Annotated in this window: 23 protein-coding genes and 2 pseudogenes; 7 read left to right on the top strand and 18 right to left on the bottom strand. The window is 73.8% G+C overall.

Features of this window, described 5'->3' with window-relative positions; all coding sequences use genetic code 11:
* Positions 1-143: 143 nt before the first annotated feature.
* The 4 genes from yajC to ruvC all read right to left on the bottom strand — a co-directional run bounded on the left by yajC (position 144) and on the right by ruvC (position 2,816).
* Positions 144-488, bottom strand: coding sequence for a preprotein translocase subunit YajC (gene yajC / locus ACZ6S5_RS15740; RefSeq protein WP_466000878.1), 345 nt, complete (start codon positions 486-488; stop codon positions 144-146).
* 140 nt (positions 489-628) lie between these two features.
* Entirely contained in the window at positions 629-1,693 is a 1,065-nt protein-coding gene (gene ruvB, locus ACZ6S5_RS15735; RefSeq protein WP_466000876.1) for a Holliday junction branch migration DNA helicase RuvB, read from the bottom strand.
* A complete protein-coding gene (gene ruvA, locus ACZ6S5_RS15730; RefSeq protein WP_466000874.1) occupies positions 1,690-2,292 on the bottom strand; it encodes a Holliday junction branch migration protein RuvA in 603 nt (200 codons plus the stop codon). Before ruvA ends, ruvB begins: the two co-directional genes overlap by 4 nt.
* Positions 2,289-2,816: a crossover junction endodeoxyribonuclease RuvC gene (gene ruvC, locus ACZ6S5_RS15725; RefSeq protein WP_466000872.1), complete on the bottom strand. Its 528-nt coding sequence runs from the start codon at positions 2,814-2,816 to the stop codon at positions 2,289-2,291. Before ruvC ends, ruvA begins: the two co-directional genes overlap by 4 nt.
* 182 nt (positions 2,817-2,998) lie before the next feature.
* Between ruvC and ACZ6S5_RS15720 the strand changes: the two genes are divergently transcribed.
* Entirely contained in the window at positions 2,999-3,781 is a 783-nt protein-coding gene (locus ACZ6S5_RS15720; RefSeq protein WP_466000870.1) for a 3-hydroxybutyrate dehydrogenase, read from the top strand.
* Between the two features lie 14 nt (positions 3,782-3,795).
* A complete protein-coding gene (locus ACZ6S5_RS15715) occupies positions 3,796-5,715 on the top strand; it encodes a helix-turn-helix domain-containing protein (RefSeq protein WP_466000868.1) in 1,920 nt (639 codons plus the stop codon).
* A 50-nt stretch (positions 5,716-5,765) separates the two neighbouring features.
* On the opposite strand, the gene ACZ6S5_RS15710 is transcribed toward ACZ6S5_RS15715, so the two are convergent.
* The 3 genes from ACZ6S5_RS15710 to ACZ6S5_RS15700 all read right to left on the bottom strand — a co-directional run bounded on the left by ACZ6S5_RS15710 (position 5,766) and on the right by ACZ6S5_RS15700 (position 9,145).
* Positions 5,766-6,374 (bottom strand): TetR/AcrR family transcriptional regulator, encoded by a 609-nt coding sequence (locus tag ACZ6S5_RS15710; protein WP_466000866.1) that lies wholly within the window; start codon positions 6,372-6,374, stop codon positions 5,766-5,768.
* Positions 6,375-6,385: 11 nt separating this feature from the next.
* Entirely contained in the window at positions 6,386-7,951 is a 1,566-nt protein-coding gene (locus ACZ6S5_RS15705; RefSeq protein ID WP_466000864.1) for an MFS transporter, read from the bottom strand.
* 132 nt (positions 7,952-8,083) lie between these two features.
* Entirely contained in the window at positions 8,084-9,145 is a 1,062-nt protein-coding gene (locus ACZ6S5_RS15700) for an FAD-dependent monooxygenase (RefSeq protein ID WP_466000862.1), read from the bottom strand.
* Positions 9,146-9,200: 55 nt separating this feature from the next.
* Between ACZ6S5_RS15700 and ACZ6S5_RS15695 the strand changes: the two genes are divergently transcribed.
* Positions 9,201-9,758, top strand: coding sequence for a TetR/AcrR family transcriptional regulator (locus tag ACZ6S5_RS15695; RefSeq protein WP_466000860.1), 558 nt, complete (start codon positions 9,201-9,203; stop codon positions 9,756-9,758).
* A gap of 156 nt (positions 9,759-9,914) precedes the next feature.
* Here ACZ6S5_RS15695 and ACZ6S5_RS15690 read toward each other — a convergent pair whose 3' ends face one another.
* The 6 genes from ACZ6S5_RS15690 to ACZ6S5_RS15665 form a co-directional block, all read right to left on the bottom strand.
* The gene (locus ACZ6S5_RS15690) at positions 9,915-10,940 is read right to left on the bottom strand and encodes a branched-chain amino acid ABC transporter permease (RefSeq protein WP_466000858.1); all 1,026 of its coding nucleotides are present in this window, start codon (positions 10,938-10,940) and stop codon (positions 9,915-9,917) included.
* Entirely contained in the window at positions 10,937-11,818 is an 882-nt protein-coding gene (locus tag ACZ6S5_RS15685) for a branched-chain amino acid ABC transporter permease (RefSeq protein WP_466000856.1), read from the bottom strand. Before ACZ6S5_RS15685 ends, ACZ6S5_RS15690 begins: the two co-directional genes overlap by 4 nt.
* Before the next feature lie 7 nt (positions 11,819-11,825).
* The gene (locus tag ACZ6S5_RS15680; RefSeq protein ID WP_466000854.1) at positions 11,826-13,070 is read right to left on the bottom strand and encodes an ABC transporter substrate-binding protein; all 1,245 of its coding nucleotides are present in this window, start codon (positions 13,068-13,070) and stop codon (positions 11,826-11,828) included.
* A gap of 53 nt (positions 13,071-13,123) precedes the next feature.
* Positions 13,124-13,816, bottom strand: a complete 693-nt coding sequence (locus tag ACZ6S5_RS15675; protein WP_466000852.1) for an ABC transporter ATP-binding protein — start codon at positions 13,814-13,816, stop codon at positions 13,124-13,126.
* Positions 13,803-14,564: an ABC transporter ATP-binding protein gene (locus tag ACZ6S5_RS15670; protein WP_466000850.1), complete on the bottom strand. Its 762-nt coding sequence runs from the start codon at positions 14,562-14,564 to the stop codon at positions 13,803-13,805. The genes ACZ6S5_RS15675 and ACZ6S5_RS15670 overlap by 14 nt, the downstream gene beginning before the upstream one ends.
* Positions 14,565-14,792: 228 nt before the next feature.
* Positions 14,793-15,992, bottom strand: a complete 1,200-nt coding sequence (locus tag ACZ6S5_RS15665) for an FAD-dependent monooxygenase (protein ID WP_466000848.1) — start codon at positions 15,990-15,992, stop codon at positions 14,793-14,795.
* 166 nt (positions 15,993-16,158) lie between these two features.
* Between ACZ6S5_RS15665 and ACZ6S5_RS15660 the strand changes: the two genes are divergently transcribed.
* A complete protein-coding gene (locus ACZ6S5_RS15660; RefSeq protein WP_466000846.1) occupies positions 16,159-17,157 on the top strand; it encodes a TetR/AcrR family transcriptional regulator C-terminal domain-containing protein in 999 nt (332 codons plus the stop codon).
* Here ACZ6S5_RS15660 and ACZ6S5_RS15655 read toward each other — a convergent pair.
* From ACZ6S5_RS15655 to ACZ6S5_RS15640, 4 genes and pseudogenes are all read right to left on the bottom strand, one after another.
* Positions 17,141-17,425 (bottom strand): annotated as a pseudogene (locus ACZ6S5_RS15655) (TetR/AcrR family transcriptional regulator); the annotation flags it as partial. The gene ACZ6S5_RS15660 and the pseudogene ACZ6S5_RS15655 sit on opposite strands and share 17 nt — an antisense overlap.
* A 421-nt stretch (positions 17,426-17,846) precedes the next feature.
* A pseudogene (locus tag ACZ6S5_RS15650) lies at positions 17,847-17,966 on the bottom strand (TetR/AcrR family transcriptional regulator); the annotation flags it as partial.
* A gap of 282 nt (positions 17,967-18,248) precedes the next feature.
* Positions 18,249-19,286 (bottom strand): aminotransferase class V-fold PLP-dependent enzyme, encoded by a 1,038-nt coding sequence (locus ACZ6S5_RS15645; RefSeq protein WP_466000844.1) that lies wholly within the window; start codon positions 19,284-19,286, stop codon positions 18,249-18,251.
* 180 nt (positions 19,287-19,466) lie between these two features.
* The gene (locus ACZ6S5_RS15640; RefSeq protein WP_466000842.1) at positions 19,467-20,855 is read right to left on the bottom strand and encodes a cation:dicarboxylate symporter family transporter; all 1,389 of its coding nucleotides are present in this window, start codon (positions 20,853-20,855) and stop codon (positions 19,467-19,469) included.
* Between the two features lie 137 nt (positions 20,856-20,992).
* Here ACZ6S5_RS15640 and ACZ6S5_RS15635 point away from each other — a divergent pair, with 137 nt between their 5' ends.
* The 3 genes from ACZ6S5_RS15635 to ACZ6S5_RS15625 all read left to right on the top strand — a co-directional run bounded on the left by ACZ6S5_RS15635 (position 20,993) and on the right by ACZ6S5_RS15625 (position 23,679).
* On the top strand, positions 20,993-22,582 hold the full coding sequence (locus tag ACZ6S5_RS15635) for an ATP-binding protein (protein WP_466000840.1): 1,590 nt from the start codon (positions 20,993-20,995) through the stop codon (positions 22,580-22,582).
* Positions 22,579-23,259: a response regulator gene (locus ACZ6S5_RS15630; RefSeq protein WP_466000838.1), complete on the top strand. Its 681-nt coding sequence runs from the start codon at positions 22,579-22,581 to the stop codon at positions 23,257-23,259. The genes ACZ6S5_RS15635 and ACZ6S5_RS15630 overlap by 4 nt, the downstream gene beginning before the upstream one ends.
* A gap of 78 nt (positions 23,260-23,337) precedes the next feature.
* Positions 23,338-23,679, top strand: a complete 342-nt coding sequence (locus ACZ6S5_RS15625; RefSeq protein WP_466000837.1) for an NIPSNAP family protein — start codon at positions 23,338-23,340, stop codon at positions 23,677-23,679.
* Between the two features lie 8 nt (positions 23,680-23,687).
* On the opposite strand, the gene ACZ6S5_RS15620 is transcribed toward ACZ6S5_RS15625, so the two are convergent.
* Positions 23,688-24,605 (bottom strand): hypothetical protein, encoded by a 918-nt coding sequence (locus tag ACZ6S5_RS15620; protein ID WP_466000835.1) that lies wholly within the window; start codon positions 24,603-24,605, stop codon positions 23,688-23,690.
* Positions 24,606-24,767 lie beyond the last annotated feature (162 nt).

The raw sequence follows: 24,767 nt of genomic DNA, 5'->3' as shown, positions 1-24,767 counted from the left end.
CTGGCGGGTCGACGTCACCGGCCGACACGCCTCCCGGCCCACGACGCGGCGGCGTCGGGCGGGAGGTACGCGTGTCGGCGTCGGACGCCGACCCAACTATCCACTTGTATCGGTGAATCCGCTGCCCCGTCCGGGGCCGGCGGTCACTCCTTGACCGGCTCGGCTTCCTCGGTGATCGTCTCGGCCTCCGGGGCCTCGGCCCGGTTGACCACCCGGGCGATGGCCGGGCGGGCGTACCGGGTCTGCACGCCCGGGGCCACCTCGAGCAGGACGGTCTCGTCCTCGATGTCGGTGACCGTGCCGTAGAGCCCGCCGATGGTGACCACCTCGTCGCCCGGGGCGATCGCGGACTGCATCTGCTCGGCCTCGCGGCGACGCTTCTGCTGGGGGCGGATCATCATGAAGTACATGACGCCGAAGAGCAGAGCGATCATGAGGATCGGCGTCAGACCGCCCGCTCCCCCGCCACTCGCTGCTGCGTAAAGCACGGTTGTCGACCTTCCCATTGGCCCCCGACCGACCCCGAGGGGCACCGGAGCGGAGGCGGATTCTCACGTCCTGTACAGACCGCGGCGAAGTCTAGTCCCTGCTCCTGGGAAGACCGAATGCGGCACAGATCACGTTCGGATCACGGCTGATCGGTCTGCACCGAGAACAGATCGGGCGCTGGAGGGGCATCCGTGCCAAATGTACCATTCGGCGGCGTACGCCCCAGGTGGTGCCAGGCGGCCTCGGTGGCGACCCGACCCCGGGGCGTACGGGCGAGCAGGCCGGCGCGCACCAGGAAGGGCTCGCAGACCTCCTCCACCGTGTCCGGCTGCTCCCCCACCGCCACGGCGAGGGTGGAGAGCCCGACCGGTCCGCCCCGGAACGAGTCGACCAGCGCGGTGAGCACCGCCCGGTCCAGCCGGTCCAGCCCGAGCGCGTCGACGTCGTACACGGTGAGGGCGGCCCGGGCGGTCTCCAGGGTGACCACCCCGTCGGCCCGGACCTCGGCGAAGTCCCGCACCCGGCGCAGCAGGCGGTTGGCGATGCGCGGCGTGCCCCGGGACCGGCCGGCGATCTCCACCGCGCCCTCCTCGGTGATCGGCACCCCGAGGATCCGGGCGGACCGCTTCAGCAGCGCCTCCAGGTCGGCCGGGGCGTAGAAGTCGAGGTGGGCGACGAAGCCGAACCGGTCCCGCATCGGGCCGGTGAGCAGCCCGGACCGGGTGGTCGCGCCGACCAGGGTGAACGGCTCGACGTCGAGCGGGATGGCGGTGGCGCCCGGCCCCTTGCCGACCACCACGTCGACCCGGAAGTCCTCCATCGCGCTGTAGAGCAGCTCCTCGGCCGGCTTGGCGATCCGGTGGATCTCGTCGATGAACAGGACGTCGCCCTCGGTGAGGCTGGTCAGGATGGCGGCCAGGTCGCCGGAGCGCTCGATCGCCGGGCCGCTGGTCACCCGGATCCCCGAGCCCAGCTCGGCCGCCACGATGTTGGCCAGGGTGGTCTTACCCAAGCCAGGCGGCCCCGAGAGAAGAATGTGGTCGGGCGGGGAGCCGCGCCGCAGCGCGCCCTGGAGCAGCAGGTCGAGCTGGTCGCGGACCCGGTGCTGGGCGATGAACTCCTCCAGGCGCTTCGGCCGGACGCTGGCCTCCGCGTCCCGTTCCGCGTCGCTGACGTACGCCGAGACGAGGTTGTCGCCCGTCATCGGGTCCGGCCCAGGAGGCGGATGGCCTGCTTGAGCAGGACCGGCACGGGCGGGACCTCGCCGTCGACGGTCTCCGCGACCGCGGCCACCGCCTGCTCGGCCTGGCCGGCCGTCCAGCCCAGCCCGACCAGGGCCTGCCGGACCTGCTCGGGCCAGGCGCCGGCGGTGACCCCGGCGGCGCCGTCCGCGCCGACCGGCACCGGACCGATCCGGTCGCGCAGTTCGAGGACGAGGCGCTCGGCGCCCTTCTTGCCGATGCCGGGCACCCGGGTCAGCGCGGCGGTGTCGGCGTTGGCGATGGCCTTGCGGACCGCGTCGGGGGTGTGCACGGCGAGCACCGCCTGGGCCAGCCGGGGGCCCACCCCGCTGGCGGTCTGGAGCAGCTCGAACAGCTGCTTGGCGTCGTCGTCGGCGAAGCCGTAGAGGGTGAGCGAGTCCTCCCGGACCACCAGGCTGGTGGCCAGCCGGGCGGGCTGGCCGATCCGCAGCTCGGCGAGGGTGCCGGGGGCGCACTGCACCGCCAGGCCGATGCCGCCCACTTCCACCACCGCGTGGTCCGGACCGGTCGCGGTCACCGTGCCGCGCACGCTGGCGATCATCGCGCTCCTCCTCGTCGTGCCCGCTCGGCCGCGATGGCCAGCTTGGACCGGGTGCCGCCGCGCCACACGTGACAGATGGCCAGCGCCAGGGCGTCGGCGGCGTCGGCGGGCCGGGGCGGCTCGGGCAGCCGCAGCAGCCGGGTGACCATGGTCGTCATCTGCGCCTTGTCGGCCTGACCGGAACCGGTCACCGCCGCCTTGACCTCGCTCGGCGTGTACGTCTGCACGGGCAGGCCGGCGCGCGCCCCGGCGAGCACGGCGATCCCGCTGGCCTGGGCGGTGCCCATCACGGTGCGGACGTTGTGCTGGGTGAACACCCGCTCCACGGCGACCGCGTCCGGTCGGTGCTCGGCGACCAGGTCGGTGAGTGAGCGGTCCAGGTGCAGCAGGCGCAGCGGCAGCTCGTCGGCCGGGTCGGTGTAGACGACGTAGTAGGCGACCAGCGTGCAGGGCCGCCCGGGCACGCCCTCGACCACGCCGACCCCGCACCGGGTCAGCCCCGGGTCGACGCCCAGCACCCGCACGCCGCCTCCTCCCCCAGCCGCCAGCAGTACGTGTGTTCGACACCCTACTGGTCACCGGTGGCGCTTGCCCGACCGGACACGCCGGGGCACGAGGGAGGGGCCACGCGCCACACACTGAAGCGGTCGAGTATGTGTCGTCGCCCCATGTGCCGCGGGCCACACAGCTCGTAGCTTTGTGCGCCATGACGGCAGAACCCGTGGCGGTCCCCCACGTCGTACGCGTCGACCTCTCCGGTCGTAGCGCACTGGTGACCGGTGGTGGCAGCGGTATCGGACGGGCCTGTGCCCTGCGCCTGGCGGCCGCCGGCGCGGCGGTCCTGGTGGTCGACCGGAACGTGGAGGCGGCCAAGGCGGTGGCCGCCGAGACGGGGGGTCGGGCCGAGGGGATCGACCTGGCCGACCCGGCCGCGGTGGACCGGCTCGACGTCGACGTGGACATCATCGTCAACAACGCCGGCCTGCAGCACGTCGCGCCCGTCCAGGACTTCCCGCCGGACCGCTTCGAGTACATCCAGCGGGTGATGGTGGAGGCGCCGTTCCTGTTCATCCGCCGCGCGCTGCCGCACATGTACGCCAACGGCTGGGGCCGGATCGTCAACATCTCCTCGGTGCACGGGCTGCGCGCCTCGCCGTACAAGGCGGCGTACGTCTCGGCGAAGCACGCCCTGGAGGGCCTGTCGAAGGTGGTCGCGCTGGAGGGCGCCGCGCACGGGGTGACGGCCAACTGCATCAACCCGGCGTACGTGCGCACCGCGCTGGTGGAGAGCCAGATCGCCGACCAGGCGGCCACCCACGGCATCGGCGAGGACGAGGTGGTCGAGAAGATCATGCTGGCCCGGGCGGCCATCAAGCGGCTGATCGAGCCGGAGGAGGTGGCGGAGCTGGTGGCGTACCTCTGCTCGTCGCCGGCCGCGTTCATCACCGGCGCCTCGATCGCCCTCGACGGGGGCTGGACGGCCAACTAGTGGCCGCGCGCACAATGTCGGTCATGTCGTCCCCGGTCGAGTTCCTGGAGCTGCTGGCCCGCGAGGCCGCCGCGGTCGAGTTCGAGGGCCCGCTGGTGGCCGCCCGGGCCGCCGGCCTGCCCGCCGAGCGGCTGGCCGAGCTGGAGCAGGCGAAGGTGGTGGCGCTGCGGGTCCGCGCGCTGCTGGAGCGCCGGCGCCGCCGGGAGACCGAGCTGTCCGGCCTGTACGACACGGCCAGTGACCTGGCCGGGCTGCGCGACCTGGACGACGTGCTGCGGGCGATCGTGCACCGGGCCCGCATCCTGCTCGGCACCGACGTGGCGTACATGACGCTGAACGACGACGAGCGCGGCGACACGTACATGCGGGTCACCGACGGTTCGATCTCGGCCCGGTTCCAGCGGCTGCGGCTGGAGATGGGCGACGGCCTCGGCGGCCTGGTGGCGCAGACCGGCACCCCGTACGTCACCGCCAACTACCAGGAAGACGAGCGGTTCCGGCACACCGGGGAGATCGACGGCGGGGTCGGCGAGGAGGGCCTGGTGGCCATCCTCGGCGTGCCGCTGCGGCTCGGCTCCAGCGTGATCGGCGTGCTGTACGCGGCCAACCGCTCGGCGCGGCCGTTCGCGCGGGAGGAGGTGTCGCTGCTGGTCTCGCTCGCCGCGCACGCGGCGGTGGCGATCGACACCGCCCGATTGCTGGCGGAGACCCGCTCGGCGCTGGCCGAGCTGTCCGGGGCGAACAGCACGATCCGGGCGCACAGCAGCTCGGTGGAGCGGGCCGCGGCCGCCCATGACCGGATGACGGCCCTGGTGGTGCGCGGCGGCGGGATGGAGGACGTGGCCGCGGCGGTCACCGACGTGCTCGGTGGCGCGCTGCTGGCGCTGGACGCCGAGGGGCGGCGGCTGGCCCGGGTGGGCGAGATCGAGGAGCCGGACCGGGCGGACATCGTGGAGGCGGTCGCCGCGTCCCGTACCGAGGGGCGCAGCGTCCGCCGGGGTCCGCTCTGGTACGCCGCGGTGGTGGCCGGCGCGGAGAACCTGGGCGCGCTGGTGCTGCGCCCGGACGGCGAGCTGGTCGACGCCGACCAGCGGATCCTGGAGCGGGCGGCGCTGGTCACCGCGTTGCTGCTGCTGTTCCGGCGGACCGTGGCCGAGGCGGAGGGCCGGGTCCGGGGCGAGCTGCTGGACGACCTGATCGCCCGGCCGCTGCGGGACACCGACGCGTTGCGCAGCCGGGCCCGGCGGCTCGGGGTGGACCTGGACGCGCCGCACGTGCTGGTGGCGGTCGGCGACGACGCGTTCGCCGCGACCGGCTCGGCCCGGCAGCGGGTGCTCTCCTGGGCCACCACGTACGCCTCGACCCGGGGCGGCCTGGCGGCGGCGCGGGACGGTCGGGTGGTGCTGATGCTGCCCGGCGGCGACGCGGGCGGGGCGGCCCGGGCGGTGGCCCGGGACCTGTCCCGGGTGACCGGCCGGCCGGTGACCGCCGGGGCGAGCGGGCCGTCGACCGGCCCGGGGTCGCTGGCGGTCACGTTCGCCGAGGCGGAGCGCTGCCTCACCGCGCTGGGTGCGCTAGGCCGCGCCGGGCAGGGGGCGAGCACCGACGAGCTGGGCTTCGTGGGGCTGCTGCTGGGCGCGGTCGGCGACTCGGGCGACCGGGACGTGGCCCGGTTCCTCGGCGCGACGGTCGGGCCGGTGGTGGACTACGACGCCCGGCGGGGCACCGCGCTGGTGAAGACGCTGGAGGCGTACTTCGGGGTGGGCGGCAGCCTGGCCCGGGCGGCGGAGCTGCTGCACGTGCACGTGAACACGGTGACCCAGCGGTTGGAACGGGTGGGGCAGCTGCTCGGCGCGGACTGGCAGAAGCCGGAGCGCGCCCTGGAGGTCCAACTCGCCCTGCGCCTGCACCGCCTCCGCACCCCGCCCGGCTGACGCCGCATCGTCGACCTGGCGGCGTCCGGGCGGGTCCGCGGATGGGGCGGTCAGCGGGCGCGGAGGCCGTCCAGGACGGCGTCGACGATCCGCTCGGGCAGGATCCGGTCGTCGAGTTCGGGCTGCCAGCGCAGCATCCGCTGCATCAGCATCGGCCCGCTCAGCAGCGCCATCGCCAGCTCGATGTCCAGGTCGGCACGGAGCTCCCCGGAGCGCATCCCGCGTTGCAGCACCTGCCGCATCAGCTTCCGGCGCGGCTCGACCATGTTCTGGTAGAGCTGGTAGTGCACCGGGCTGCGGTTCACCTCGGGCACCAGGCACGGCATGATCTTGGCGGCCCGCGGGTCGATGTTGTGCCCGATCGCGCCGACCAGCAGCACCAGGTCGTCCCGGATGGAGTGGCCGGCCGGCTGCGGCGGGGTGCCCTTGAGGGTGCGCAGCGCGTCGAGCAGCAGCGCGTCCTTGCCGGACCAGCGGCGGTAGATGGTGGCCTTGCCGACGCCGGCGCGAGCCGCGATCGCCTCGATGGAGAGCGCCTCGATGGTGCTGCCCTCGGCCAGCAGGTCGAGGGTGGCCTGCACGATCGCCTCGTCCGCGCGGACGCTCCGCGGTCGGCCGGGCGACCGCGGAGCGTCGGCGTGGGTACTCATGTCGGACATTGTCGCTGAACCTACGGGGTCCCGGCCAACTCCCGCTCGGAGGCGGGTCGGGCCTCGGTCACGATCAGCGGGCGACCCGGCATCCAGCGCAGCACGATGACGATGCCGAGGGCGGCCACCAGGCCGGAGATCCCCGCCGCCCAGTGCATCGCGGTGACGAACGAGTCGTTGGCCGCCGCGATGAGCCGCGGCGCCGCCGGGCCGAGCCGCTCGGCGACCGCGTACGCGCCGGAGATCGACTCCCGGGCCGCCTCGTGGGCCGGGGTGGGCAGGCCGGCCAGCGCCGGGGTCACCTCGTCGCGGTAGACGGCGGACAGGACCGAGCCGAGCACCGCCACGCCGAGCGCGCCGGCCACCTGGCGGACCGTGTTGCTGACCGCCGAGCCGACGCCGGCCTTCTCCCGGGGCAGCGCCGACATGATCGACTCGGTGGCCGGCGGCATGATGTTGGCCATCCCGGCGCCCTGCACGAAGCCCAGCGCCGAGAAGATCCAGATCGGGGTGTCCGCGTCGATGAGCACGAACGCGGCGAGCGCGGCGGCGGTGAGCAGCAACCCGACCGCGGCGACCGCCCGGCCGCCGTACCGGCGGACCATGGCGGCGCTGCGCGGCGCGAAGATCAGCTGGGCGGCCGCGAAGGGCAGGAAGAGCAGGCCGCTCTCCAGCGGGCTGTAGCCGCGCACCAGCTGGAGGTAGAACGCGCCGAAGAACATCACGCCCATCGCGGCGAAGAAGACCAGGCCGACCAGCGCCACCGGGGCGGCGAACCGGGGCACCCGGAACAGCCGGACGTCCAGCGACGGGTGGTCGCTGCGCAGCTCGTGGGCGACGAACCAGGCCAGCACGGCGATACCGCCGACGATCGCGGCCCAGACCTGGAGCCGGTCGAAGCCGTGCTCGCCGCCGTCGATGATGCCGTAGGTGAGGGCGACCAGGCCGACCACGGAGAGCAGCACGCCGAGCAGGTCCACCCGGCCGGGCTTCGGGTCACGGGACTCGGGCACCAGCGCGGCGACCAGGACCACGCCCAGCGCCACCACCGGCACGTTGATCAGGAAGACCGAACCCCACCAGTAGTGCTCCAGCAGGGCGCCGCCGAGCACCGGACCGATCGCCACGGCGAGGCCGACCGCGCCGGCCCAGATGCCGATCGCCTTGGCCCGCTCGCGGGGGTCGAAGACGTTGGAGATGATCGACAGGGTCACCGGCATGATGGCCGCGCCGCCGACGCCCATCAGCGCGCGGGTGGCGATGAGCTGGCCCGGGTCCTGGGCGTACGCGGACAGCAGCGAGGCCAGCCCGAACAGGGCCAGCCCGACCATCAGGAAGCGCTTGCGGCCGAGGCGGTCGCCGAGGACGCCGAAGGTGAACAGCAGCCCGGCGAAGACCAGCGTGTAGGAGTTGATCGCCCACTCCAACTCGCCCTGGGTGGCCCCGAGGCCGTGCACCGGGTCGGCGAGGGTACGCAGGGCGACGTTGAGGATCGTGTTGTCGAGGACGACCACGAGGAGGCTGATCACCAGCACCCCCAGGATCGCCCACCTCCTCGGGTGTCCGGTGTTCTCGTGCGGCTCCATGTCCGGTTCTCCCCCCGGATTGCCCGCGTCGAAATACGAAACGGGGCAGACTCGTAACGCTGCCGAGCCTAGGCGAGCGGGTTTCGATACGGAACCGGTTCGTATTGTTTGTGTGCCACGTCACCCCGCCGCTCAGCCGGGCGGGCCGGCAGCCAGGGCCAGCCGGAGCGCCAGGTCCCGCGCCGGCAGGAAGCGGCGGGCCTGGGAGAGCCGCCCCGCCCACCGGGCCCCCGCCGCGATCCGCTGGGTCGGCCGGCGCCGACGCCGGTCGTACGCGCGCAGCCCGGCCGGGACGTCGTCGGTGTCGCGCAGGCAGTCGGCCAGCGCCACCGCGTCGATCAGCGCCTGGCAGGCGCCCTGCCCGAGGTCCGGGGCCATGGCGTGGGCGGCGTCGCCGAGTAGGGCCACCCGGCCGGACACGTAGGACGGCAGCGGGGTGAGCTCGTGGATCTCGTGGCGCAGGATCCCGTCCTGGGTGAGCGCGTCCAGCAGCCGTGGGATCGGGTCGTGCCAGTCGCCGAAGCGGCGGCGCAGTTCGGCGACGTCGTCGGCGGGCGGCGGGTGTCCGGCGGGCAGCGCGACGGCGGCGTACCAGTTGGTCCGTCCGCTGCCCTCCGGGGTGACGCCGAACTTGCGGCCCCGCCCCCAGGTCTCCCCGCCGACCGGGACCTCGATGTCGGCCACCCCGCGCCAGGCCACCGTGCCCGCGTACCGCAGCGGGTAGCGGTCGCCGTGCAGGGCGCCCCGCACCACGCTGCCGATCCCGTCCGCCCCGACCACCAGGTCGTACGCCTCGACGAGCGCACCGGGGTCGGCGACCGGGGTGGCGAGGCGCAGCACCGGCGCGGGCAGCGCGCCCGCCAGGGCGGCGAGCAGCACCGGTCGGGTGACCAGGTGCACCGGCTCGCCGTACCGCCGCTCCAGCCGGCTCACGTCGATGGTGGCGATACGGCTGCCGTCCGGGCGCAGGATGGCTCCGCCGGGCTGCGGGCGCCCCCGCCGCCGCACCTCCTCCCCCACCCCGAGCGCGTCCAGCGCGCGCAGCGCCGCGGGCCAGATGCCCAGCCCGGTGCCGCGCTCCGGCAGCGCCGCGGCGCGCTCCAGCGCGGTCACCTCCCAGCCTGCGGCGCGCAGCCCGATCGCCGCCGCCAGCCCGCCGATCCCGCCACCGACCACCGCCGCACGCTTCCCCATGCCGGCACCGTACTACAGATGTAGTGATCAGCACTACACCTGTAGTGTGACGGGCGTGACGGATCGGCGACAGCTCCTGCTCGACGCGGCCATCCGGGTGCTCGGCACCCGGGGACTGCGGCAGCTCACCCACCGGGCGGTGGACGCCGAGGCCGGCCTCCCGGAGGGTTCCGCGTCCAACGCGTACCGGACCCGGGAGGCCCTCGTGGCCGGCGTGTTCGGCCGGCTGGTCGAGGTGGAGACGGCGGCGTGGGACCGGCTCGCCGGGCAGCTGCCGCCCGGGGACCCGGCCGCGTTCGCGACGGTGCTCGGGCGACTGATCCGGCAGCTCACCACCGAGGGACGGGTGCTCACCCTGGCCCGGTACGCGCTCTTCGCCGAGGCGGCCGTCCAGCCGGCGCTGCGCGCCGAGGTCACCGCCGGCCGGGACCGGCTGGCCGTACGCGGCCTGCCGCTGCTCGCCGCGCTCGGCTCGACCGACCCGGCGGCCCACTTCCCGATGCTGCTGGCCCTGGTCGACGGCCTGCTCAGCAACCAGCTGGCCGGACCCGCGGACGACTTCGACCCGGAGTCGGCGATCGCCGCCCTGCTCCGCGGCATGCTGCCTGGTTGACCCGGCGGCGCGCGCCGGGCCCCTTGCGGCGCCGCAGACGTGGGCCGGGCCTCTTCCGCACCGCCGCACCGGCCCCGGGCGGACCGGCGGGCACAGACGTACCCCCGGATGGCGGATCGCCACCCGGGGGTACGTCGCGACGCGGTTCCGGCGCGGTCAGCGGCCGCGCTGGCCGCGGCGGGCCATCCACCGCTGGGCCAGGGCCGCCACGCTGCCCCAGACGCCCTTGCGGAAGAGCACCACGGCGAGCACGAAGATGGTGCCGGTGACCAGGCTGACCTGCTCGAAGCCGGAGAAGGACAGCCAGTCCTCCAGGCGGACGAGCAGCGCCGCGCCGATCACCCCGCCCCACAGGGTGCCGATCCCGCCGAGCACCACGACGACGACCGCCTTGCCGGACGTCGTCCAGTGCAGGGCGTCCAGCGAGACGAACTGGTGCCCCATCACGAACAACCCGCCGCCCAGCCCGGCGAGGAACGCCGAGAGGACGAACGCGGTCAACTTGTACCGGTGCACCGGGTAGCCGAGGGCGCGTGCCCGGGCCGGGTTGTCCCGGATGCCGACCAGCACCCGGCCGAAGGGCGAGTTCACGATCCGCCACGCGGCCCACAGGCCGAGCAGCGCGATCGGCAGCGCCGCGTAGTAGAAGTAGTACTCGTCGGACAGGTCCAGCCCGCCGAGCTCGCGCGGCACCGCCTGGAGGCCGTTCTCACCGCCGGTCACCGTGCCCCACTTGTTGGCGACGTAGTAGATCATCTGGGCGAAGGCCAGCGTCACCATGGCGAAGTAGATGCCGGTCCGCTTCACCGCGAGATAGCCGATCGGGACGGCGAGCACGGCCGCCGCCACCGCGCCGGTCAGCACCGCGAGCGGAAACGGCAGGCCGGCCTTGATCGCGGCGAGGCCCGCCACGTACGCCGACGTGCCCCAGAAGGCCGCGTGGCCGAAGGACATCAGGCCGGTGAAGCCGAGCAGCAGATCCACCGACACCGCGAAGAGCGCCCAGCACAGCATGTCCACGGCGACCGCCGGGTAGAGGCCGTTGGGCAGCCAGAGGGCGACCGCCAACCCGACCACCAGCAGCACGTACCGGACCCACCAGGGCGCCCGGGCCACGGCGACCAGCCCGGAGCGGGCCCGACCCGGCTTCGCCCCGGGCTCGCTGTCGACCACAGTGGTCATGCCGGTGCCTCCTCACGCCCGAACAGGCCGGCCGGACGCCACATCAGCACGGCGGCCATCACGATGAACACCACGGTCTGCGACAGGATCGGCCAGTCGGCGAGGTAGACCACGCCCCAGGCCTGGATCAGACCGATGCCGAACCCGGCGGCCACCGACCCGAAGATCGAGCCGAGGCCGCCGATCACCACCACCGCGAAGACGACGATGATCAGGTCGGAGCCCATCAGCGGGTTGACCGCGCGCATCGGCGCGGCGAGGACCCCGGCCAGTCCGGCGAGCGCGATGCCGAAGCCGAAGACCGGGGTCACCCACCGTCCCACGTTGATCCCGAACGCCCGGGTGAGCTCCGGACGTTCGGTCGCCGCCCGCACCACCATGCCCACCCGGCTGTGGGTGAGCAGCCACCACACCCCGACGCAGATCGCGACGGCGAAGACCAGCACGAAGACCCGGTAGGTCGGGAAGTCGAACAGCCCCAGGTCGACGGAACCGCCGAGTTCGGCCGGCGTGGAGTACGGGCTCGACTGCACGCCGTACCGGGACTTCACCAGGTCCTGCAGGATGAGCGTCAGGCCGAAGGTGAGCAGGAAGTTGTAGAGCGGGTCGAGCTGGGCCAGCCGGTGCACGAAGGCCCGCTCCAGCGCCATGCCCAGCACCCCCAGCACCACCGGCATGATCACCAGCGCCCACCAGAACGGCACCCCGAACTCGGACAGCAGGACGTACGCCCCCATCGCGCCGAGCATGTAGAAGGCGCCGTGGGCGAAGTTGACCACGCGGAGCATCCCGAAGATGACCGCCAGACCGAGGGCGAGCAGGGCGTAGAACGCCCCGTTCACCAACCCGTCGAACGTGTGCTGAAGGAAACCGGTCATGGCCTCGTCACATCTTGCACTCGGCCGACGGGGGCGCGAACGCCTCGGCCGCCGGGATGGTCTTCAGGACCTTGACGTAGTCCCAGGGCTCCTTGACCTCGGACTGCGGCTTGACCTGGGCCAGGTACGCGTCGTGGATGACCCGGTGGTCCTCGGCGCGGATCTTGCCGTTGCGCAGGAAGAGGTCGTTGATGTCCTTGCCCTCGAGGTTCTTCACCACGGTGTCCGAGTCGTCGGTGCCGGCCGCCTGCACCGCCTCCAGGTACTGCATCGCGGCGGAGTAGTTGGCGGCGTGGGCGAAGGTGGGGCGGGTGCCGGTCACCTTCTGGAACCGGTCGGCGAACTCGCGGTTCTGCTGGTCGAAGTTCCAGTACCAGGCGTCGGTGTAGGTGGTGCCGGCCAGCGCCGCCGGGGTCAGCGAGTGGATGTCGGTGAGGAACATCAGCCCGACCGCGAGACCGATGCCCTTGTCCCGCAGCTTGAACTCGTTGTACTGCTTGACCAGGTTGACCAGGTCACCGCCGGCCTGCATGGTGCCGAGGGTGTCCGGCTTCGGGTTCAGCGTGGGCGCCTTCAGCAGGAAGGTGGAGAAGTTGTCGTTCGGGAACGGCGTGGCGTCCTTCGCCACGATCTTGCCGCCGGCGCCCTCCACGGCCGCGGAGAACTTCTTCTCCATGTCCTGACCGAACGCGTAGTCCGGGTAGACGATGTACCAGTTCTTGGCGCCCTGCTGGGTCGCCGCGGTGCCGGTGCCGTGGGCCAGCATGTAGGTGTCGTACGCGTAGTGGAACGTGTACTTGTTGCACGACTTGCCGGTCAGGTCGGTGGTCGCGCCGGTGATGTTGAAGTAGAGCTTCTTCTTCGCCTTGGCGACGTCGGCGACCTTCAGGGCGGCCGACGAGGTGGGCACGTCGAAGATCGCGTCGACGCCCTTGCGGTCGTAGAGCTCGGCCGCCTTGGTGTTGGCGATGTCCGGCTTGTTCTGGTGGTCGGCGGACTCGACGGTGATGTTCTTGGTGATCGCCTTGTCGCCGTACTTGGCCTTGAAGTCGTCGATGGCCATCTGGACGGCCTTGACCGAGTTCGGGCCGGACGCGTCCGCGTACACCCCGGACTGGTCGTTCAGGACGCCCAGCACGATCTTGTCGTCGCTGACCTTCGAACTGCCCGACCCGCTCGGGCCACCGCCGCCGCACCCGGCGGCGAGCAGCACGACGGCGGACGCCGCCGCCAGACCTGCGGTTCTGCGCATGCCGATCCCTCCACATCCGCGCCGACGCGCGGCTCAATGTGCCGTTGTGACATTCAGATGCCGAGGTACGCCAGCAGCTCGCGTTCCCGCGAGCGCACCTCGGAGTTGTCCATCGCCTCCGCGATCCGTCCCTCGGCCAGCAGGTAGTGCCGGTCGGCGACGCCGGTGGCGAAGTGCAGGTTCTGCTCGACCAGCAGCACGGTCACGCCGTGCTGCTTGGCCCCCCGCAGCAGGTCGCCGACCTGCTGCACGAGCAGCGGCGACAGTCCCTCGGTGGGCTCGTCGCAGAGCAGCAGGCGGGCGCCCATCCGCAGCACCCGGGCCAGGGCAAGCATCTGCTGCTCGCCACCGGAGAGCATGGTGGCCGCCGAGTCGCGCCGAGTGTAGAGCGCCGGGAACGCCTCGTAGATCCGTTCCAGGGACCACGGGTCGGGGCCGACCCGGGGCGGCAGGGTGAGGTTCTCGGTGACGGTCAGCGTGGCGAACGCGCCGCGGTCGTCGGGGACCCAACCGAGCCCGGACCGCGCCCGCTTGTACGCCGGCAGCCGGGTGATGTCCCGGCCGTCGAGGCTGATCGTGCCCCGCTGGCCCGGGTGCAGCCCCATCACGCTGCGCAGCAGGGTGGACTTGCCGGCCCCGTTACGGCCGACCAGGGTCACCACCTCGCCGGCGGCCACCTCCAGGGTCACCTCCCGCAGCACCTGCGCCTCGCCGTACCAGGCGGAGAGGTTCTCAATGCGCAGCATCGGCGGCTCCCAGGTAGGCGGTGATGACCCGCTCGTCGGCGCGGACCTGCTCGTAGGGCCCCTCGACCAGCACCTTGCCGGCCTGCAGGACGGTGACGGTGTCGGCGAGCCGGCCGACGACGCTCATGTTGTGCTCGACCATCACCACGGTCCGCCCCTTGCGGACGGCGGCGATCAGGTCGACGGTGCGGTCGACGTCCTCCAGCCCCATCCCGGCGGTGGGCTCGTCGAGCAGCAGCACCTTGGGGTCGAGGGCGATGGCGATGGCCAGCTCCAGGGCCCGCTTGCGGCCGTACGCGAGGGCCTCGGCCGGCGCCTCGGCCAGCTCGGCGAGGTCGACCATGGCGAGCAGCTCGTCGGCCCGGTCCCGGTAGCGGCGCAGCAGCTTGGCCGAGCGCCAGAACCGCCAGCCCAGCCCGCTGGGCGACTGGAGGGCCAGCTGCACGTGCTCCCGGGCGGAGAGCTGCGGGAAGAGGCTGGTGATCTGGAAGGAGCGGGCCACACCCATCCGGGCGACCCGCTCCGGGGGCAGGCCGGTGACGTCCCGGCCGGCCAGCTCGATCCGGCCGCCGCTGGGCGCGAGGAAGCCGGTGAGCAGGTTGAACAGGGTGGTCTTGCCGGCGCCGTTGGGCCCCACCAGGGCGTGCACGGTCTCCGGCGCCACATCGAGGTCGACCCCGTCGACGGCCCGGAAGCCCCGGAAGTCCCGGGTCAGCCCACGGGCCGACAAGATCGCTTGCCCGGCCATCGCCTCACCCTCCGCAGGTCCGTCCGGCGACGACCAGGTCGGTGACCGGGGTCACAGGGTCGTCGCGTGCAGGAAACCTACGGCGCATCGAAGCGGTCGAGCCATGTCGGATGGCCACACATTCCACCGGCGCGGAACGGGCCCGCCCCCCATAGGGACGGGCCCGCGGGGCCCCGTCGAGCGCCCGCCACAGGGATCGGCGCGCGTCGACATGTGGTGCCGCCACCGTCACCGGGCGGCGGCGTACTCCGGCAGGGTGAGGCCGTCGGCGTGGCTGAAGAACAGCCGGGTGGCGAGCCCACGCAGCGGCCGGGAGGCCATCGCCCGCATGGACGCGTCCCGCATCCGGATCGCGGTCCGGCTCGCCGGCAGGAACCCGGAGATCCCGCCACCCGGCAGTTCCTGCCCCTTCGTCACGTGTGCCCGCAGCACCTCCTCGTAGCGGCGGTACGCGACCCGGTGGTCGCCCCGGGCGGCGGCCAGCTCCCCGGCCAGCAGGTACGCCCCGACGAGGGACAGGCTGGTGCCCTGCCCGGTCAGTGGGGACGGGCACCAGGCGGCGTCGCCGAGCAGCGCCACCCGGCCGGTGCTCCACGAGTCCATCCGCACCTGCCCGTACCGGTCGAAGTAGAAGTCCGGCGCGTCGCCCATCGCGGCCAGCAGCTCGGCCGCGCGCCAGCCGACGTCGGCGAAGCGCGCGGCGAGCAGCCGCTGCTGGGCCGCCCGGTCCCGGCGGTCCACGTCCAGCTCGGGCGAGGCGAAGCTAAAAAGGGCGCTGGACCGGCCGTGCCGGTTCGGCCGAGTGCCCACCACCCGGCCGCCGGGGGCGTTGTGCAGCAGGAACCAGCCGGTCTCGTCCGGGTACGGGGTGGTGAAGTACGCCAGGTACGCCCCGAGCGGCCGGACGTACGCCGACTCGGGGCCGAAGGCGAGGGCCCGGGTACGGGAGTGCGAGCCGTCCGCGCCGATCACCAGGTCGACGGTGCGCGGCGCGGCGCGGGTGAAGGTGAGCCGCACCCCCTCGTCGGTCTGGGTGAGCGTCTCGATCGAGTCGTCGAAGACGTACTCCACGTCGGCCCGGGTCTCCTCGTGGAGCAGCCGGGCCAGGTCGCCGCGCTCGATCTCGATGTCGGCCACGATGCCCTCGCCGGCGAAGGCGTCCACCGGCATCCGGGCGCGCACGTCGCCCCGCGCGTCGACGTACGCCATGCCCTGTTCGCGGACGCACTCGGCGCGGATCCGGTCGGTCAGCCCCATCCGCTCGACCACCTCGCGGGCGGTCCCGCGCACGTCGACCGCCTGGCCGCCGGGCCGCAGCCCCGGCGCGCGTTCCACGACGGTGACGGCGAAGCCGTACCGGCGCAGCCAGAAGGCCAGGGCAGGGCCGGCGATGCCGGCGCCGGAGATGAGCACGGTCCTGTCGTTCATCACAGCGCTCCCGAGTTCGTGCGTACACCGTCAACCCGGTCCGCGCCGGGTCCGCGTCGGACGCTAGGCGCACGGCGTTCCCCGCGCCCGCCGCGACCTAGTACGCTGCCTCGGCGAGGGCCGGGCGCGGCACCTCGTACTAGTACGCTTCGCCGGGAGGACCGCCATGACCGGCCCGGAGCCGCCGTACCGGCGGATCGCCGCGGAGATCCGCCGCCGCATCGACCTCGGGGAGCTGCGTCCCGGCGACCCGGTGCCCTCGGCCCGCCGGCTCACCCGCGAGCACGGGGTGGCCATCGCCACCGCGACCAAGGTCCTCGCCCTGCTCCGCGACGAGGGCCTCGTCCTGACCCGGCCCGGGGCGGGCACCGTGGTCGCCCCGACCCGGCGGCCATCCGGGCTCGGCGCGTCTGCCGCCGCGCCGCGACCCCGGACAGCCGCGGCGGCGCCCCGCCCGCTGCGCGGCCCGGACGGGAGCGACCCGGAGCTGAGCCGGGACCGGCTGGTCCGCCGGGCGATCGCCCTTGCCGACGCGGGCGGCCTCGGCGCGGTCTCCATGCGGCAGCTCGCCGCCGACCTGGGCACTGCCACCATGTCGCTCTACCGGCACGTGCGCGGCCGGGACGACCTGGTCCTCGCGATGGCCGACGCGGCGCTCGGGGACGCCCCGCTGCCCCCCGTCCCGCCGGCCGGCTGGCGGGCCCGGCTCGACCTGCTGGCCCGGGCGCAGTGGGCGGTCTACCGGCGGCACCGCTGGCTGCCGCACGTCATCTCGATGGCCCGCCCGCAGCCGCTGCCGAACGGCATGGCACACACCGAGTGGGCGCTGCGGGCCACCGCGGGGCTGGGCCTGGACCGGCACGTGCGCTGGCACGTGACGGTCACCCTGATGGCGTACGTGCGGGGCATCGCCACCAACCTGGAGCCGGGTGCGCAGGCGGTGCAGGACACCGGGCTCAGCGACGACCAGTGGGTGGACCGCCACCGGGACACCTTCCAGCGCATGTTCGCCGCCGGCGGCCTCGCCACGATGGCCGCGCTGACCGGCGAGGGCCAGATCGACCTCGACCTGGAGACCGTCTTCGACTTCGGCCTGCGCCGCCTCCTCGACGGCTACGCCACGCTGATCGAGGGCTGGGAGGCCGGGGTCAGTCCGGGGAGCTGAGCGGCGCCGGCCGGGCGACGGTCCGCTCGTGCTCGGCCGCCAGCCCGTGCAGCAGCGCGTCCAGGCCGAGGGCGAAGGCGCCCTCGTCGACGCTGCGCTGGTGGCCGGCGAGCCGGTGCGCCTGGCTCAGGTGCGGGTGCGCGGCGTACAGGGCCGGATCCTCGACGAAGCCCCGGGCGAACGAGCCGAGCGCGGAACCGGCGACGTAGTAGCGCAGGGCGGCGCCGATGTGGGTGGCCCGGGCCGGCGACCAGCCGGCCCGGACCAGGCCGCCGCCAGCCGCACCGGTCACTACCCCAGCCGTAAGCCGCCCGCCCGCCCACTCCCCCTCGAGGCCCTCGAAAGGGAGAGGAGACAGCCGGTCGCCCGCCGGGGGGGGGGGGGGGGGGGGAGGGGGGGGGGGGGGGGGCCGGGCCCCCCCCCCCCCCCCCCCGGACCAGGCCGCCGTAGACCGCGTCGGCCATCGCCAGGGCGGCCGGCCGCCGGCCCGGCCCCTGGGCCAGGTACGGAACGATGTTCGGGTGCGCGGCGAGGGCCGCCCGGTACGACCCGGCCCAGCGCCGTAGCGCCTCGCACCAGTCGTACCGCCCGAAGGCGCTGACGTCGACGGTGGCGGTGACGCTGTCCGCCACGGCGTCGAGGATGTCGTCCTTGGTGGCGAAGTGGTTGTAGAGCGACGGGCCCTGGACGCCGAGCGCGGCGGCCAGGCGCCGGGTGGAGAGCGCGGCGAGGCCGCCGGCGTCGATCAGGGCGAGCGCGGTGGTGACGATCCGCTCCCGGCTCAGCAGGGCCTGTCGGGGACGCGGCACCCTATCCCACTCTCGCCGGGTCGCCGTTCCCCTGCGCCCGCCGTGGGACACGTCCCGCCATGCCACCCTCCCCGCCCGACAGCACCTGCTCACGCACCCTAGCCAGCCGTGCGGCGGCGGGCCTCACCTCGACGGTGGAAGGAGCGGTCTGGACGGCTGAAAACTCACACCGCTAGTTTGAGCATGATCCACCGCAGCGCCGACGTCGAGAAGTCGTCGCGCGGTGGGTCGCGGCGGCGGGGTCCCGCCCGGTCCCGGGGTGGGAGCCCGCCGCTCCGCCCGTCAGCCGGCCAGCGCGTCCAGCGCCAGGTCGACGTCCGCCTCGGTGGTGTAGAGGTGGAACGAGGCGCGGACCCGGCCGGCCCGGACCGCCGCGCGCACCCCGGCCCGGGCCAGCTTCTCCTGCGCGCCGGGCACCTCCACCGTCACGATCGCGCTGTCGCCGGGCGGCCGGCCCAACCCGGTGAGGAACCGGTTGGCCAGCGCGACGTCGTGCGCGTGGACGGCGGGCAGCCCGATCTCGGCGAGCAGTTCCAGGGCCGGCGCCGCACCGACCCAGCTGAACCAGGCCGGAGAGATGTCGAAGCGCCGGGCGTCCTCGGCGAGCCGCAGCGGCGGTCCGTAGTAGGCGGCGTGGGGGTCGGCGCCCGCGTACCAGTTGGCGGCGTCGGGACGCATCCGGTCGCGCAGCCCGGGAGCCAGGTAGGCGAAGGCCACCCCGCGCGGCGCCATCAGCCACTTGTACGCCGACACCACCACCGCGTCCGCCCGGCCGGCGGCGAAGGGCAGCCAGCCGCAACCCTGAGTGGCGTCCACCGCCACGAGGGCGCCGTGCGCCCGGGCCGCCGCGACGATCTCGTCGTACGGAGCGACCGTGCCGTCGGAGGACTGCACCAGGCTGAACGCCACCAGGCCGGTGTCGGCGTCGATGGCGTCGACCAGGCCGGCCGGCGGCACCGTCCGCACCCGGACCCCGCGCTCCTCCTGCACCAGCCACGGGAAGAGGTTGGAGGTGAACTCGATCTCCGGCACCACCACGGTGGCGCCGGGCGGCAGCGCGGCGGCGACCGGGGCGAGCAGCTGCGACGCGGTGCTGGCGATCGCCACGTCGGCCGGGGCCACCCCGATCAGGCCGGCGAACGCCTTCCGCGCCCGGCCTACCGACTCGGTCCAGCCCTCCCAGGAGACCCGCCCCACCCGCCAGTCGGCGAGCACGTCCTGGAGCGCCGTCCAGGCCGGTTCGGGCGGCAGCCCGTAGGTGGCGGTGTTCAACCACCCGGGCTCCGGCTGCCACAGCTTCTGCGCCTGCTCAAGTTCCATCCCGCGACGCTAACCCCGCCGGACGCCCGCCCGGCACCGCCAATTCCCCACCCGTGGACCGCCGGGCGGGCTACGCCCCCCGGAGCAGATTCACGGAAAGAGTGGCCATTCCCGGCTGAATGGCCACTCTTTCCGTGAATCAGGGGGATCACGCGCCGCGTGCGGCCGCAGGCGGTCGGGTCAGGCGGTGGTGCCCGCCAGCGGGGCCGGCTTCGACTCCGCGTCGCCGGCGGGACGGTCCTCGTCCGGCTCCTCGTCCAGCATCGTGGCCTCGTCGAACGGGCGCGCCCCGGACAGCACCGCCTGGGCCTGGTCCCGGTCGAACTCGCCGGTCCAGGTGCCGACCAGGACGGTGGCCACCGCGTTGCCGGCGAAGTTGGTCAGCGCCCGGGCCTCGGACATGAACCGGTCGATGCCGACGATCAGCCCGACGCCGTCGACCAGGTCCGGACGGTGCGACTGGAGACCGCCCGCGAGGGTGGCCAGTCCGGCGCCGGTGACCCCGGCGGCGCCCTTCGAGGCGATGACCATGAAGGCCAGCAGGCCGATCTGCTCGCCGATCGCCATCGGCTTGCCCAGCGCGTCGGCGATGAAGAGCGAGGCCATGGTCAGGTAGATCGCGGTGCCGTCGAGGTTGAACGAGTAGCCGGTCGGCACGGTGATGCCGACGACCGGCTTGCCGACGCCGAAGTGCTCCATCTTGGCGATCAGGCGGGGCAGCGCCGACTCCGACGACGAGGTGGACAGGATCAGCAGGAACTCCCGGCCCAGGTAGCGCAGCAGCGAGAAGATCGAGATCCGGGCGAAGAACCAGAGCAGCGCGCCGAGCACCACCAGTACGAAGATCAGGCAGGTGGCGTAGAAGCCGAGCATGATCTGGGCCAGGCTGGTCAGCGCGTCCATGCCGGTCGCGCCGACCACGGCGGCCATCGCGCCGAAGGCGCCGATCGGGGCCACCCACATGATCATCGAAAGCACCTTGAAGACCAGGCGCTGCAGCACGCCGACGGCCCGCAGCACCGGCTCGCCCCGGGTGCCCATGGCCTGCACGGCGAAGCCGACCAGGAGGGCGACCAGCAGCGTCTGGAGCACCGAGCCCTCGGTCAGCGCGGAGAAGAGCGAGGTCGGGATGATGCCGAGCAGGAAGTCGACGGTGCCGCCGGTCTCGCCGCCGGCCGCCTTCTGGCCCGAGCCGGCCAGGTCGGGGCCGAGGTCCAGGCCCGAGCCGGGGTGGATGATGTTGCCGACCACAAGGCCGATGGCCAGCGCGACCGTCGACATGATGAGGAAGTAGCCGAGCGCGAGTCCGCCGACCTTGCCGACCCGGGCCGCCTGCCGCACGGAGCCGACACCGAGGACGATCGTGCAGAAGATGACCGGGCTGATCATCATCTTGATCAGGTTCACGAAGCCGGTGCCGAGCGGCTTCAGCTCCTTGCCGAACTCGGGCGCGACGAGGCCGACCAGGATGCCGGCCAGGACGGCCACGATGACCGCCAGATAGAGATAACGCGTCCGGTCCCGGCGGGCGGGCCGGGCAGCCGCGGGGGTGGGTGTGGTGGTGTCCATGCCGACAATGTGAAGCGCGTCTCAACCTGGGGCACGCTTGCGTTCATTCTGTTCACCGGCGCGAAGCACGGCCGAAACCGCACCGGCCGGGTGCGCCAGACTTGCGGGACGACCAGCGTCGGAAGGAGGAGCGGACGATGGCCCGACGGCAGTGGAGCATCGCGGGGCAGCTCTTCGCCCTCCAGGCCGTGGTGGTGACGCTGCTCGTGCTGGCCGGCGCGGCCGCCGCCGTCTGGCTGGCCCGCAGCGACTCCCAGCAGGCGGCGAAGGACAAGGTGCTCGGCGTGGCGCAGACCGTGGCGCACGCCCCCGAGGTCCGCACCGCCCTGGCCACCGCCGACCCCTCGGCCACCCTCCAGCCGTACGCGGAGTCGATCCGGAAGGCGACCGGAACGGACTTCGTGGTGGTGATGGCCCCGGATCGGACGCGCTACTCGCACCCCGACCGGAACCGGATCGGTCAGCCGTTCATCGGTGACATCGGCCCCGCGCTGGCCGGCGAGGCGTCGTTCACCACCACCAACACCGGCACGCTCGGCGAGTCGGTGCGCGCGGTCGTCCCGGTGTACGGCGACGGCCACCGGATCGTCGGCCTGGTCTCGGTGGGCATCACCACCAAGGCGATCAACCGGAAGCTGCTCGCCCAGGTGCCGGTGCTGCTCTACGCCGCCGTACCCGCCCTGGCCCTCGCCGCCACCGGGTCGTGGCTGCTCAGCCGCCGGCTGCGGCGGCAGACCCACGGCCTCGGCCCGACCCAGATGACCCGGATGTACGAGTACTACGACGCCGTCCTGCACTCCGTACGCGAGGGGCTGGTGGTGCTCACCCGGGACCGGCGGGTGGCGTTGGTCAACGACGAGGGCCGGCGCCTGCTCGGGCTCGCCGAGGACGCCACGGTGACCGACCGGCCGGTGACCGACGTCGACCTGCCCCCGGCGGTGGCCGAGCTGCTCGCCTCCGGCCGGGACACGCACGACGAGCCGGTCCTCGCCGGCGACCGGGTGCTGGTGGTCAACCAGCGGACCACCCGCTTCGAGGGGGCGGCGCTCGGCACCGTGCTGACCCTGCGCGACCAGACCGAGCTGCGCAACCTGGCCAGCGAACTGGACTCGGTACGCGCGCTCACCGAGGCGTTGCAGGCGCAGACCCACGAATCGGCCAACCGGCTGCACACCGTGCTCACCCTGGTGGAGCTGGGCCGCGCGGACGAGGCGGTCCGGCTCGCCACCCGGGACCTGGAAATCGCCCAGCAGCTCACCGACCGGGTGGTCGGGGCGGTGACCGAGCCGGCGCTGGCCGCGCTGCTGCTCGGCAAGTCGGCGCGGGCCGGCGAGCGTGGCGTGGACCTGGTGATCGACCCGGACTGCCGCCTCGACGACAGCCCGCTGCCCACCACCGACCTGCTCACCGTCGTCGGGAACCTGGTCGACAACGCCCTGGAGGCGGTCGCCGGCACCCCGCCGCCCCGCCGGGTCCGCGTCCTGGTCGGCACGGACGACGACCAGCTGCTGGTCCGGGTCGCCGACACCGGCCCCGGACTGGACCCGGAGCGGGTGGCGGACGCGTTCCGCCGCGGCTGGTCCACCAAGAGCGCCGGCCGGGGGCTGGGCCTGCCCCTGGTCGGGCAGGTGGTCCGCCGGCACGGCGGCAGTTCCGACGTCGGGCGCACCGACGACGGGGAGACCTTCTTCACCGTCCGGCTGCCGGTCCCGAGGGAGCCGCGATGAGCGAGATCCGGGTGCTGGTGGTGGAGGACGAGCCGCTGCTGGCCGAGGCGCACAAGGCGTACACCGAGCGGGTGCCGGGCTTCGTGGTGGTCGGAGTGGCGCACACCGCGCGGGAGGCGATGGCGGCACTGCGGCAGCGCGGCGGCGCGGACGTCGACCTGGTGCTGCTCGATTTCCGCCTGCCCGACCTGCCCGGGCTGGACGTCTGCCGGGCGCTGCGGGCCGCCGGCAGCAGCATCGACGTGCTGGCGGTGACCTCGGCGCGGGACCTGGCGGTGGTCCGCACCGCCGTCTCCCTCGGAGTCACCCACTACCTGCTCAAGCCGTTCACCTTCGCCGCGTTCCGCGACAAGCTGGAGCGGTACGCCGAGTACCGGCAGCAGGCGCTCGCCGAGGGCGAGGTGGCCGCCCAGCACGAGGTGGACCGGATGTTCGCCACGCTGCGCGGCGCGGCCCGGCACACCCTGCCGAAGGGCCTCGACGAGCAGACACTCAACACCGTGCTGGCCGCGCTGGGCGACGGCGGGCTCTCGGCGACCGAGGTCAGCCGGCGGACCGGGATCTCCCGGGTGACCGCCCGCCGCTATCTCGAATACCTGGTCTCGGCCGACCGTGCGGTCCGCGCGCCCCGCTACGGCACGCCCGGCCGCCCGGAGGTCGAGTACCGGCCGGTGTAGGCGCGCCGGCCCGAACCGGGTGGTGCGGTGCGGACGCGGCCGATAGCGTCAACCTCTCACCCGCTCCGGAGGCCGTCGATGTTTCTCGAGATCCGCACCTACCGGCTCAAGCCCGGCACCGTGGACGAGTTCGTCCGGGTGATGCGGGAGGAAGCCGCGCCGCTGCTCGGCCGCTTCGGTATCCGGGTGGTGGCCGCCGGGGCGTCCCTGGTCCGCGAGGACGGCCACGAGGAGGCGTACCTGATCCGCGGCTTCCCGTCGCTGGCGGCGCGGGACGAGCAGGAAGAGGCGTTCTACGGCAGCGACGCCTGGCGGAACGGCCCCCGCGACGCGATCCTGTCGTGCATCGAGAGCTACCACACCGTGGTGCTGGAAACCTCCGACGCCGCCGGGGACGTGCTGTGCGGCCACCGGCCCTGAGCCGCGGTTCAGGCCGGCGGGGACAGGTCGACCAGCGCCCGTCGGATCTCCTCCCGCACCCGGTCCAGCGGCCAGGACGCGATCGCGGGCAGCGGATGCCGCTCCCGCAGCCGGCGCACCGCTGCCAGGCCGACCAGGTAGCCGCAGCGCTTGGGCAGGTCCCCGGCGACCGGCGAGTCCCGCATGAGGAAGTAGGCGGCGTGGTGCGCGGCATCGGTGGCGTCCAGGTCGCCACCGATCCGGTCCAGGATCTCCGGCCACCGACCACGGCACTCGTCGAGCCAGGACCGGTAGCCGGGGCGGCCGAACCATAGGTAGTCCTCGTCGGGGCGTCCGGGATCGAGCTCCGCCGAGACCTGGGTGGCCAGCCCTTCCGTGAGCAGCGCGTTCGCGACCCCGTGGTCGGGCCAGTCGCGGATCCCGGCGAGGCGGTCGTGCACGACGTGCGCCGCCTCGTGGAGCACGAGCAGCCGGTCGTCACCGGGCGGGCCGAGTTCCTCCACGGCCAGGAAGAGGGCGTACCGGCCGTGGAGCGGATCCGCCCAGCCGTTGGCCCGGTGCAGGCCGACGAGCACCACGCACTCCACCGGGTCGGCCGGGTTCGACCAGCCCAACGCCGCGCAGACGGCGGTCACCCCGTCGGGCAGCAGGGCCCGGACCGCGTCGGCGCGGGCGGCGAGGTCGCCGGTCCGGTCGCGGAGCGCGAGCAGCGTTCCGGCGAGACCCTCGGCACCGGTCCACTCCCCGTCCCGGTCGAGCGACCGGAAGATGTCGTGGTGCCGGCCCAGGTAGCGGGACCGCCACCGGTCGGGCCAGGTCGCTGCGGGCGTCCCCGCGCACTCGTCGAGGCAGGCGAGGAAATCGGGCACGAGGTCGCGTACCCGCAGCAGCTCGGTCGACGGCATCCGCCCATGCTGCCCGGCCATCGCGGCTCCTCGCTGCCCCGTCCGCGCCCGACCATGGAAGTGGGGGGGGGGGGGGGGGGGGGGGGGGGAAAAAAACAGAGGGGGGGGGGGGGGGGGAGGGGATGCGGGGGGAGACGGAGGGGGGCGGGACAAGGGAGGAGTGTCTGTACCGCCCTAAGGAGA

This window comes from Micromonospora sp. NPDC051924, assembly GCF_055586005.1.
This window is presented reverse-complemented; position numbering and strand designations above follow the sequence as displayed.